Genomic DNA, 12,461 nt, shown 5'->3' on the forward strand with positions numbered 1-12,461 from the left:
CCTGCGCCCGCGCCTGTGGCTGATGAGCCAGCGGTCGGATTGCAGGATCTTTCGCGATCGGACCACGCTCCAGGTGCTCGAGACCCTGTGCGCCGAGCACGGCATCGCCGACTTCGATCTCTCCGGCGTGACGAGCCCGCCGGACCGCCAGCCCTACGCGGTGCAGTGGAACGAGACGGATCTGGCCTACCTGCTGCGGCGGCTGGAGGAGGACGGCACGTTCTACTACTTCGTCCACGCCGCGGGCCGGCACACCCTGGTGGTGGGCGACCATGCCTCGGCCTACCGCGACGGCGACCCCGAGCGGGTGCGTCTCGCCTTCGGCTCGGCCGATGCCGAGCACATCCACGACTGGCGCCGGCAGATGCGCTTCACCCCCGGCAAGCGGGCGGGGGGCGACTGGGAGTTCACCACCCCCAACACCCGCCTGCAGACGGCGACCCCCTCCCTGGTCAGCGTGCCGGGCAAYGCGGCCTACGAGCTCTACGAGTATCCCGGCCGGTTCCTGTCGCCGGAGGCCGGCGAGGCGGCGACCCGCCTGCGGGTGCAGGCGACCGAGACCGACTTCGACCGCATCGAGGGCCGCTCGTCGGTGCGCGGCCTCGCGGCCGGGCACCGCTTCACCCCCTACGAGGTGGCGCACCCSGAGCACGTCTACGCGGCGCAGGTGGTGAGCCGGATCCTGCACCGGGCCGAGGACCCGACCTACGAGACGGGCGCGGGCACGCCGCATTACGAGAACGAGTTCGCGGTGATGCCCGCGCACCTGCCGGCSACGCCGCACCGGGGGACGGCGCGCCCGCGCATCGACGGGCTGCAGATCGCCCGGATCGCCGGCCCGCCGGGCGAGGAGATCCACACGGAYRCGTTCGGGCGSGTGAAGCTGACCTTTCCGTGGGACCGGCGSGCGAAGGCCRACGGGACCGACACCGGCTGGGTGCGGGTGTCGCAGAGCTGGGGTGGGGGCAGCTGGGGCCAGCAGATCATCCCGCGCATCGGCATGGAGGCGCTGGTGGCCTACCAGGAGGGCGACCCCGACCGGCCGATCGTGGTCGGCATCGTGCCCAACCCCAACAATCCCGTGCCGTACGACCTGCCGGCCAACAAGACCNGCCAGGACTTGGGCCAGGACTTGAGCTTCAGGGTTCGTGGAGGCGCTGGTGGCCTACCAGGAGGGCGACCCCGACCGGCCGATCGTGGTCGGCATCGTGCCCAACCCCAACAATCCCGTGCCGTACGACCTGCCGGCCAACAAGACCAAGCTCGTGATCCGCTCCGACACCCACAAGGGCACGGGCTACAACGAGGTCTCGATGGAGGACCAGGCCGGCGCCGAGAACCTGTTCACGCATGCCCAGAAGGACATGACCACGAAGGTCTTGAACGACGCCACCACGCGGGTGGACGCCAACCAGGTCCAGAGCATCGGTGCGAACCACGCGCTGGAGGTGGCCAACAACCAGAGCCAACAGGTCGGCGGCTCGCGCTCGCTCACCGTGGGGGCGGTGGGCGGCGCGGCGAGCGCGGGTCTCTCGGCGGCGATGGCGGCGCTGTCGGGGCAGACCGCCGTGCTGCTCGGGCAGGCCATGGGCGTCGCCACGCAGGCCATGAGCGGGGCCGGCGGCGGTGGAGCGGCCACGGGTTCGCCGGTGGATACCGGTGCACTCGCAGGCCTCGGACAGGCGACGGCCGGGCTTCCGGGCGAAGGCGCTGACGGCTCGGGCGCGGCCGCGCTCGCGCCGCTGGCGGCGGGGTTCGGCGGGTTGATCGGCGGCGGCGGGATCGGCGGCCTCATAGGCGGCGGCCTCGACCGGACCCGCACCGGCATCAACGACGCGACGGCCAAGAGCCTGCTCACCGGCGGCGGCGCCGGCATGGCGGGGGCCGGCACGCAGCTCGCCGGTCAGGTCGGCGGCATGATGGGCGGCCTCGGCGGCGTCATGAACACCCTGGTCAGCCGGTTCCAGAACACCACCACCGGCATCGCATCCACCGAACAAGTTGGGATGACGAAGGTCGTCAATGTCGGACAGACATCAATCGAAAACATCGGCAATGCCAAGAAGGTGGTCGTTGGGGAAGAGTTGCTGATCCAAGTCGGCCAGTCGTCGCTGCTGATGAAGAAAGACGGAACGATCCTGCTCAAGGGTGTGACCATCTATATCGATGGGTCCGAGCAGGTTCAACTCACCGGCAAAGTCGTCGACCACAACTGAGGACCGACCCGATGGAGATGCTGAACCTTAGCCCGTTCCCGAACCTGCGCTTCTACAACACCGACAGCCAGGGCCGTGAGTTCGGGGTGCTTCTGGTCAAGGGGACTTACGACATCGCCGCGGACGGCAGCCTGGCGATCGCGGACGAGCAGGAGCCACTGGTGCTGACCGACACCTATCACGGCGCCCTCAACAGTTCGTCCCTACGTCTCCCCTCTGACGTGGTGCCCAAGAAGCCACGATCCGACATCATCCTGAACGCAGTCGCCCGTTCGCCCGACGGCGCAGCTCGACCATCTTGGATCTGCGGGATTCGGGTCGAGGGCGAGCACGTTCTGGAAACGCGGCTGCGCGTGACCGGACCGCGCATGTGGGAGCCGGTCTGGGGCGTGTCCGAGCAGGCGCGCGCCACGATGAGCGTGGCAGAGAAGCGGCGCGTGTTCGGCGGTTGGCGCCTAGGGGAGCCGGAGCCGGTTCGCGAGGTGCCGATCCGCTACGAGCATGCCTATGGCGGCCTGCTGACCCGGCCGGGGGCGGACGGGAAGGAGCCGTTCCTGGAGGCCGACGAGCACAATCCGATCGGCTGTGGCTGGATCGCCCCCGACCTCACCCCGATCGATGCAGCCATGCCGGCACCGCAGATCGAGGCGGCGGACGAGCCGATCTTGGAACCGCATCGGCGCTATAGTCCGGCCGGGCTCGGGCCGATTCCCCCGGCCTGGCTGCCTCGCCGCCCGCTCGGCGGAACCTACGACGCGCACTGGCAGGCGCATGTCTGGCCGAACTGGCCGGCCGACTACGACTTCGCCTACTACAACAGCGCTCATCCGGACCTGATTTACCCCGACCTCTTGATCGGGAACGAGACCGTGCGGCTGTCCGGGCTCGGTGGAGAGGACGGACAGCGGATCATACGGCTTCCGAGCCACATGATCGTCCTGCACGTCGCCTACGCGGAAGGCGATCCGCAGATCGCCGGCATGGACCTCGATACCCTGTTCATCGACGTCGCCGATCCCGATGCGGGGTGGCACCGGGTGTTCCTGACCTGGCGAGCCACCTTCGATCCGGACAAGGTCGAATGCCTCAGCTTCGGCCTCGTACCGTACGCCCCGGATCCGAAGGGCCCGTCGGTCCAGCCGGCATCGAAGGAGATTTGATATGGGCAAACCGGTCTCTGGCCGCCGCGAAGGCAGCAACCTCATGGTGACGACCGGCCCGGACGTGTGCTGGACGCCGATGGGCGGTGGCATGGTGCCGGTGGCCTATTCCTGCGTCGTCGAGTTCGACGGGTCCGAGCGGGTGTCTCCGGACGTACGCAACAACGCGCTCAAGGACTTCCAGCTCAACACGCGCGCCGTCCGCATCACCGGGCACGAGCCGGGGACAGGCAAGGGCGTCGTGGTCCCGGGCTATAAGAATTACTCGCACGTGAGAACGGCCTGTTCGAGCGTGTTCTCGCACGGCCATGCCGTCGTGCGGGACGGGGACCCGTGCTGGATCAACCATCCCGACATCGGCCCGACCGAGCCGCAGCGCACGATGAGGCCCGTCGAGGTTCCTTCGGTGTGGACGCCGAAACCCGGCTCGGATGCGGGGGCGTAACGTGATGGCGGCACGGTATCCGCTCGGAGCCGCAAGGGCGGGGGCAGGCGCGTGAGCGGTGGCTCGGATGCCAACGGTGGTCAGGGCAGCGTCACGCTTCCCATGATCACGGCCGGCGAGCCCGACCCGCCGCCCGGACCGAACTTCTCGCGGGGACGCGAAGGAGGCCAGCCGAACGAGTCGGTCCAGAAGGCCAATGCCCAGGGCAAGACCGTCATCGGGGCGAGTGCGAAGAAAGCTCAGCTTCAAGAGCTGATCGACGAGTTCGACCGCCGCCTCGAGGAGAAGGACAGGCAGATCGAGGACCAGAAATCATTCGAGAAAAGTGAGTTCGACCGCGGCGGCGATGTGGGAACCTCCGAGGTCCCCGAGCTGGAGCAGGATCGCGATAAGCTTGCCTCGGTGAGGGACACGTTCATCGACGCGCGCGACAACATCGGCCCGGCCGCGGACGAGTTTCAGAAAGGCAACTATTGGCCGATGCTTGGGCTGTTCGCGGAGCGCGAACCATTGTTGCAGGTCGCGGGCGAGGGGCTGGCTGGCAGGGTCGCGAGCAAACTGGCTGTTCCAGCCGGCAAGTTGGCCAGTTCTGCCAGTGGCCTGATCGGCAGGGTCGGCACGAAACTTGGCGAGCTTGCAGAGCAGGTCGGCCTCAGAAAACCACGTCCGGCGTCTCGTCCCTCGCCCAGGGCGGAGGGTGAATCGATCAAGGGACAGTCGGGACGCCAGAATGGCACCGGCACGCGCTGCACCTGGCCCTGCACCCAAAACCCGGTGGCGCTCGCCGACGGCGCGAAGGTGACCTTCGACACAGACTTCGCCCTGCCGGGCGTGCTGCCGATCGAACTCACTCGAAGCTATGCCTCCGACCTCAGCCATGACGGCCCGCTCGGTCGCAACCGCATCGGTAGCCTCGACGAGGTGCTCGTGCGCGAGCCCGACGGCAGCCTGCTCTACCGCATGGGCTCGGGCCTCAGCGCCGGCTTCGACCGTCCGAGCCCGAACATCGGCGAAGTCAGCCGCAACGCCAAGCACCCGCATCTCACGCTCGCGGCCGGCCGAGACCGTACCTACGTCCTGCGCGACCGCGGCCTCACCAAACTGTTCGGCAAAGGGCGGGACGGCGTCTGGCGCCTGGCCGAAATCCGGGACCCGAATGACCAACACACCACGTTCGAGCGCGACGCCGCAGGCCTGCTGCTGCGGGTCGAGCGGTTCGACGGCTTCGCGTTCGACTTCGAGAACGATGCGCGCGGCCTGCGCATGGCCGTGACCCTGCACGCGCCCGGCGGCGAGACCCGCCCGATCACCCGCTACGCCTATGACGCGCGCGGCAACATGACGGAGGCGCGCAACAGCTACGGCCCCTCGTTCCGCTACGAATACGATGCGGCGGGCCGCTTCTTCGCCTACGAAGATGGCGTCCGCACCCGCAACACCTACGCCTACGACGAGGCCGGCCGGGTGGTGACCGTCACGACGCCTGGCGGCCGGTTCGACTACCGCCTTGCCTACGGGGCTGACGGGCGCACGACGACGCTCACCTACGCGGACCGGCCGGACGGAGCGCGGCGCTACACCTTCGACGCGAACGGGCGGGCGCTGAGCGAGACGGACACGCTCGGCCGGGTGCGTCGCTTCGAGCGCGATGCGCTCGGCACGCTCCTGGCCGAGATCGACCCGGAGGGCAACCGCACCGCCTACGCCTACGACGCCTTCGGCACCTTGAGCGCGGTCACAGACCCGGAAGGCCGGCGCACCGCCTACCACTACGACGAGGACGGGCGCCTCGAGCGGCTGATCGACCCGACCGGCCAGACCTGGGAATGGAGCTACGACGGGCGGGGCAACCTGGTCTCGGCCGTCGACCCGCTCGGGTACCGCACCGACTACGCCACCGACGAAGCCGGCCTGCCCACCGCGAACATGCGCCACGACGGCCTGATCGAGCGCCGCGACTACGACGCGCAGCACAACCTCGTGCGCCTCGTCGACTATCGCGGCGGCACCACCCTATTCGAACGCGACGCCTTCGGCCGCCTCACGGCCCGCACAGACCCGCTTGGCCAGGTCACCCGCTTCGCCTACGACGAGCGTCCCGGTGCCGACTTCTGGACGCCCACCGCCCTGACGCGGCCCGACGGCGTCACCGTCCGGCGCGAGGCCGAGCCGGAGCGCGCCACCCTGACGCTCACCGAGGGCGAGGGCCGGCGTACGCGCTACCGCTACGGACCCTTCGATCTCCTGGAATCGATCGAGGATCCCAAGGGCGGACACCTGCGCTTTACCTATGACGGGCAGCAGCGGCTGACGCGGGTGAAGAACCAGCTCGGCCGGCACTGGACCTTCGCGCGGGACGCTGCGGGGCGGGTGGTGGAGGAGACCGACTTCGACGGGATGACCCTGGCCTACGCCTACGATCGGGCCGACCGCGTGACCGAAACCCGCTATCCCGACGCGGCACGGACCGCCTACGTCCACGATCGTGCCGGGCTGCTGGTGCGCCAGGAAGCCTTTGGGCCGGCTGCAACCGTCCCGGAGGTCACGCGGTTCGCCTACGACCGGGCCGGGCGGATCGTCGAGGCCGGGACCCCTGCGGCGCTCGTGCGGCTGGAGCGCGACGCCCTCGGCCGGGTGATAGCGGAAACTCAGAACGGACGCCGTATCGAGAGCACCTATGATTGCTGCGGCAATCGGGTGGAGCGGCGCATGGGAGAGCGTCGGGTGGCCACGACCTACGACCCACTCGGCGCGCCGACGGCGATCGCATTCGGGGAGCACGCGCCGCTGCGCTTCACCCGCGACGCCGCTGGCCGCGAGACGCTGCGCGAGAGCGCGGCGGGGTTCCGTCTGGAACAGGGCTGGGACGCGGCTGGCCAGCTCACCCGCCAGCGGGGCGGCCTTGGCCCGGCCGCACGGCCGGGCCAAGCGCTAGCGCCGAGCCTGGAGCGCGTCTATGCCTGGGACCGGTCCTTCGCTCCGTCACGGATCACGGATGCGCGCTGGGGCGAGACGGTGTACGGGAGCGACCCGGCCGGGCAGATCGCCGAGAGCCGGTTCGGCGACGGCGAGATCGAGCGCTTCGCCTACGACCCGGCCTTGAACCTCTCCGGGCTGGGCGACGCTGGCTCCCGAGTGAGCGCTTGGCAACTCGCCGCCGGGGGCCGGGTGGAGCGGGCGCGCGGCTCGCACGGCGAGACGGTGCACCTGAGCTACGACGCATGTCGCCGGGTGGTGGAGCGGCGTGTCGAGCGGTCCGGGTTCCGACCGCGCGTGTGGCGCTACGGCTGGGATGCGCAGGACCGTCTGGTGGCATGCGAGACGCCATCGGGCGCGTGCTGGGCGTATGGCTACGACGCGTTCGGGCGGCGGGTAAGCAAGCAGCGTTTGCTGTCGGAGGGCGAGGAGGCCTGGGTTCGGGGACGGTTCCCGAGCCTGGTGCGGAGCGTCGCGGCGGGGGGGCGCAGCGCGCTCGACGTGTGGGCCAAGCGTCCGCCGGGNCGAGACGCCATCGGGCGCGTGCTGGGCGTATGGCTACGACGCGTTCGGGCGGCGGGTAAGCAAGCAGCGTTTGCTGTCGGAGGGCGAGGAGGCCTGGGTTCGGGGACGGTTCCCGAGCCTGGTGCGGAGCGTCGCGGCGGGTGGGCGCAGCGCGCTCGACGTGTGGGCCAAGCGTCCGCCGGGTGCGGACGAACTCGATCCGCACCCGCCGGTGGTGGGCACCTGGTACCTGTGGGACGGGGACGTGGTGGCGGAAGAAGCGCCGCTGCGGCTCGACGGGTCGGTTGGGTGGGAGGCGGCGACGGGGTGGCACTACGAGCCGGGCAGCTTCCGTCCCCTGGCCAGGGAGGCGCCGGACGGCGCGCTCTGCTACATCGTCACCGATCATCTCGGCACGCCGCGGGAGGTGTTCGGCGAGGCGGGTGACCTCGTCTGGGCGGCGGAGTACCGGACCTGGGGCGCCGTGCGCCGGCTGTGGGTGGCGCAGGCCGACAACGACAACGCGACGGCAGGACGTNCGGGTGACCTCGTCTGGGCGGCGGAGTACCGGACCTGGGGCGCCGTGCGCCGGCTGTGGGTGGCGCAGGCCGACAACGACAACGCGACGGCAGGACGTRGCTGGTCGCCTTCCTCCTCCGGCAACGGGCCGCCTTCAGGCGGGCGCAGCTTCGGCAGCYTGGCCCTGAAAGACGATCCGGAGGCGATCGACGCGCTGCAGATCTGCCCGATCCGGTTCCAGGGGCAGTGGGAGGATGGCGAGACGGGGCTTTGCTACAACCGGTTCAGACACTATGACCCGCTCATCGGGCAATACATTAGTCCAGATCCTATCGGTTTAGGGGGCGGCACCAAACCTCAGGGATACGTTGGGCAACCAACTAGATGGGTTGATCCATTCGGGCTGGTATGTTGCTCAGCACATTACAACAAGGTCGCGAAGAAATATGGGGGCGTACCAGTCGACGGCGGTTACAAGTTTCCAAATCAGCGCCAAGCCATGCAAGCCGCCTCGGAAATGAGCGGCGATCTGGGGTCTCAGACGGATGTCATCCGTCGCAGCAGCTTTCGTGGCGGGCCATGGTCGTGGAGCGGTAATCAGGGCGTCATTGGTCGTCAGAGCATGGACAAAACGGTTGGCTGGCGGAATGATAGTCTTGGCCACCCCAATCTGGGGATGGGTCCGCATGTCAACGTATGGAGCCGCGACGGCTCAAATGCACACCTTTTTTATTGAGGGTCGAAAATGAAAATTCGATGGAATCTGATGTCAGACAGCAATAAAACATGGTCTTTTATAAAAGATATAAATGATAACCTCAGTGAATTAGAGTTAAGAAGCGAGGATGGCGAAGAAGCAATCGTTGTTTATCAAGAAAGATTCGGCGATCGCTGCGCTGTAACGCTCTTCCCTGCAGCACGGCGAAAACTGGATTTAGACCACAAAGGAAGAGAAAGGGAATTAGATTTTATTGATAAAGAAAAGTTTTTTATTACTATAATTGATGCGAATGAAAATAAAGAATTCATTTGCCAAGGCATATATGACTTCGAACTAGCTTGTAATTTAGCAAAGATATTTACGCAACTCAGTTTTGATAAAGCAACGGCTTATGCTAAAAGGAAGAAAATCTAATTCATAAAGCCTGAAAAATCTTATATGTATTATTTGGCGGCAGAGTATCGGACCTGAGGCGCCGTGCGTAGGCTGTTGGTCGCGGAGGCTGACAACGACAACACGGCAAGGGCGCGCAACTGGTCGCCTTTCTCCTCCGGCGACGGCCCGCCTTCAGGCGGGCGCAGCTTCGGCAGCCTGGCGCTGAAGGACGATCCGGAGGCGATCGACGCGCTGCAAATCTGCCCGATCCGATTCCAGGGGCAGTGGGAGGACCCCGAGACGGGGTTGAACTACAATCGCCTCCGTTATTACGATCCAATCCTAGGACAGTATGTTTCTCCCGATCCATTAAGGATCGTGGGCGGAGCACGATCGCATGGATATGTCACTCAACCTACAGGATGGCTTGATCCGCTTGGGCTGACGGCGTGTTGCGCCTCGTCAGCTTTAGATTGGAGTAAAACAAATAAAGATGGAACAACCGTCGGTCATGTTAACAAATCACATGCCGGCCTAAACTTGAGCAAGCCTCAACAAGGCGTATTCTATGGAAATCCCCAAAATGCCATTAGAGCCGTTCCCGTTGGGATTGAGTCGGGGTGGCGGTGAGGAGCGTGGTCTGATTCGATGGCCTGCTTTCGAAGGAGAGCGCCATGCCGTCAACTCTGTCAGTCGATTTGCGCGAGCGAGTTATCGAAGCAGTCGAAGCGGGATCGTCGCGACGGCAGGCAGCGGAGCGCTTCGGTGTGGGCAAGGCCAGCGCGATCCGTTGGCACGCGCGCTTCCGCGACAGGGGTGAGATCGCGCCCAAACCCGCAGGTGGCGACCGGTCCCCGCCTGCCATCGAAGCCTATGCCGAGACGATCTTGGAGATCTTCCGCGCGCATCCGCAGATCTTCCTCCGGGAGTTGCGCGACACACTGGCCGAGCAGGGAATACGAACCAGCACGAGCGGGTTGTGGCGGTTCTTCGGTCGTCACGGCATCACCCGTAAAAAGGGGCTCTTCACGCCACCGAGCAGCAGCGGGAGGATGTGAGCGCCGCCCGGAACACGTGGTTCGACGTACAGCTGGATCTCGACCCGGACAGCCTCGTCTTCATTGACGAAACCGCTGCCGCGACGAACATGGTGCGGCCCTACGGTCGATCTGAACGGGGCGAGCGCTGTCGCATCTCTGCTCCGCACGGGCACTACAAGACCACCACCGTCACCGCTGCCCTCCGCACGAGCGGGCTCGTTGCCATCGCCCTGTTCGACGGAGCGACGAGCGGCGAGCGCTTCCTGGCTTACGTCTCCGACACGCTGGTCCCGGTGCTGAAGCGTGGCGATACGGTCATCCTCGACAACCTGAGCGTCCACAAGGTGGCCGGGGTGAGGGAGACCATTGAGGCGGCTGGGGCCCGCCTTCTCTATCTCCCGGCCTACAGCCCGGACTTCAACCCGATCGAGCAAGCCTTCGCCAAACTGAAGGCACTCCTGCGAACGACGGCAGCGCGCACCGTCCCAGACCTCTGAACCGCGATCCGAAACGCCTTCAAAGCCTTCCGCCCGCACGAATGCCGAAACTACGTCGCCGCTGCTGGATACGACGCCTTTGACCCAACATGACTGGCAACGGCTCTAGTGATGCCTGGGCTAGGGCCAACGCACAAGGTATACGGCCAACGACCATAGGAAGTAAAGATTACTATATTGTCCCAAGAAAAAATTCAGGATACGCCGGTGGAGCAGGAGGGCAGCGCCAAAATTATGACTATGTTACAGTAATTACCGAATCAGGTACAAATAGATTAGTTACTGGTTTCCCGAGCGGAAACGGTTTGCCGCGAGCTGTCGACAATGTCAGACCTTGAATTTCATGTCTCTGCATGCTCATGCTGCGGTGTTGGGCAAATAGGTATCATCAAAAGCGGCGAAACGCTTTATTTTGTTTGTGATGAATGTCAAACAACTTGGGCAAATATTAAAGATTGCAACTTATGTTATAAATCAATTACAGATATAGATACTTCTAGATCGCGACCAGCTTCAATCGAAGAGATAAAAGAAGTGGGGCTTTGGAGATTTGTGATAGATCCCGGATGGTACTAAACATGATCTATTTTCAATTTATCAGAATAAGTAAGTAGTTTTTCATTAAGTAGCGATGAATTATGAGTAATTTCCGCTAAAATTTATTAATTGAGTGCGCTCGCGCTTTCCTGCCTGATCCAGCCGGCCGCGGGTGGGCCAAGCGTCCGCCGCCGGTGGGCACTTGGTACCTGTGGGACGGGGACGTGGTGGCGGAAGAAGCGCCGCTGCGGCTCGACGGGTCGGTCGCGTGGAATGAGGCCACGGGGTGGCACTACGAACCGGGCAGCTTCCGTCCCCTGGCCAAGGAGGCGACGGACGGCGCGCTCAGCTACATCGTCACCGATCATCTCGGCACGCCGCGCGAGCTGTTGGGAGAGGGCGGCGATCTCCTCTGGGCGGCGGAGTACCGGACCTGGGGCGCCGTGCGCCGGCTGTGGGTGGCGCAGGCCGACAACGACAATGCGGCGAGAGCGCACAATTGGTCGCCTTCCTCCTCCGGCGACGACCCGCCTTCAGGCTGGTTCAGCTTGGCGCTCAAGGACGATCCGGAGGCGATCGACGCGCTGCAGATCTGCCTGATCCGGTTCCAGGGGCAGTGGGAGGATGGCGAGACAGGGCTGAGTTACAACCGGTTTCGGCATTACGAGGCGGCTCTTGGGCAATATGCTAGCCCAGACCCGATCGGCATCCTGGGCGGAACACGACAACAAGGATACGTAAGCCATCCTACAGCTTAAATTGATCCACTCGGGCTTACGAAGTGCTGCCCAGTCTGGACGTCAAGAAAGAACAAAAGCTCTGCGAAAAATGCATATGATCACTGGAAGGATCACGGCCCTGAGTTTCCGGATTACAAAAATTCACTAGAATATGTACGTGCAGCTCAAGATTTTACAACAAATCCTCCTGCGGGAACGTTAACAAGAAGTCGCGGATCTGATAATCTATTTTATAATTCGGATACAAATACATTTGCTGTAACTGATGCATCGGGCTCTATTAGGACTATGTTCAGACCAACAGACGCCATTAATTACTGGAATAGACAATGAATAAATATAATAGTGACGGCCTCTTTCCCTGTCCTTGCTGCGGCATGGGAACAATATCAGAGCTAGGGACGTATGAAATTTGTGAGGTATGTCGATGGGAAGATGACCCAGTTCAGTCGCGAAATCCTGATTATGCCGGTGGAGCAAATAAATGTAGTTTGAATGAAGCGCGGCATATTTACGAAAGAAACCTTAAAGCGCCTAATTGATATTGCTACAGAGGAAGTTCATAGCTCGATTTTATCAACGGCGTACTATATTTTATCAGAGCGCTTAGGGGCAGGACCGTGTGGTGGCGTACGAGACGCCATCGGGCGCGTGCTGGGCGTATGGCTACGACGCGTTCGGGCGGCGGGTAAGCAAGCAGCGTTTGCTGTCGGAGGGCGAGGAGGCCTGGG

8 protein-coding genes and 1 pseudogene are annotated in these 12,461 nt (G+C 64.3%); all 9 read left to right on the forward strand.

The annotated features are described in order from the left end of the window. Positions 1-1,111: type VI secretion system tip protein TssI/VgrG (gene tssI / locus ASF27_RS22875; protein WP_210166278.1), on the forward strand; the 1,111-nt coding region annotated here is incomplete at both ends. 49 nt (positions 1,112-1,160) lie between these two features. Beyond that, positions 1,161-2,216, forward strand: coding sequence for a hypothetical protein (locus tag ASF27_RS22880; protein ID WP_210166277.1), 1,056 nt, complete (start codon positions 1,161-1,163; stop codon positions 2,214-2,216). 11 nt (positions 2,217-2,227) lie between these two features. Beyond that, the gene (locus ASF27_RS14340; protein WP_056361136.1) at positions 2,228-3,376 is read left to right on the forward strand and encodes a DUF2169 domain-containing protein; all 1,149 of its coding nucleotides are present in this window, start codon (positions 2,228-2,230) and stop codon (positions 3,374-3,376) included. Position 3,377: 1 nt separating this feature from the next. Next, positions 3,378-3,821 (forward strand): PAAR-like domain-containing protein, encoded by a 444-nt coding sequence (locus ASF27_RS14345; protein ID WP_056361139.1) that lies wholly within the window; start codon positions 3,378-3,380, stop codon positions 3,819-3,821. A gap of 4,078 nt (positions 3,822-7,899) precedes the next feature. After that, positions 7,900-8,556 carry an RHS repeat-associated core domain-containing protein gene (locus ASF27_RS23490; RefSeq protein WP_347379638.1) on the forward strand — a complete coding sequence of 219 codons (657 nt, stop codon included), beginning with the start codon at positions 7,900-7,902 and terminating at the stop codon, positions 8,554-8,556. Between the two features lie 30 nt (positions 8,557-8,586). After that, complete coding sequence (locus ASF27_RS22360; RefSeq protein ID WP_156467540.1) at positions 8,587-8,955, forward strand: hypothetical protein; 369 nt, start codon at positions 8,587-8,589, stop codon at positions 8,953-8,955. A 63-nt stretch (positions 8,956-9,018) separates the two neighbouring features. Further along, entirely contained in the window at positions 9,019-9,546 is a 528-nt protein-coding gene (locus tag ASF27_RS21665) for an RHS repeat-associated core domain-containing protein (RefSeq protein WP_082479165.1), read from the forward strand. A gap of 44 nt (positions 9,547-9,590) precedes the next feature. Then, a pseudogene (locus ASF27_RS21670) lies at positions 9,591-10,546 on the forward strand (IS630 family transposase). A 671-nt stretch (positions 10,547-11,217) separates the two neighbouring features. Next, entirely contained in the window at positions 11,218-11,748 is a 531-nt protein-coding gene (locus ASF27_RS14365; protein WP_156467541.1) for an RHS repeat-associated core domain-containing protein, read from the forward strand. The last annotated feature ends 713 nt before the right edge of the window (positions 11,749-12,461 follow it).

The organism is Methylobacterium sp. Leaf102, from assembly GCF_001422425.1.
Lineage (GTDB): Bacteria > Pseudomonadota > Alphaproteobacteria > Rhizobiales > Beijerinckiaceae > Methylobacterium.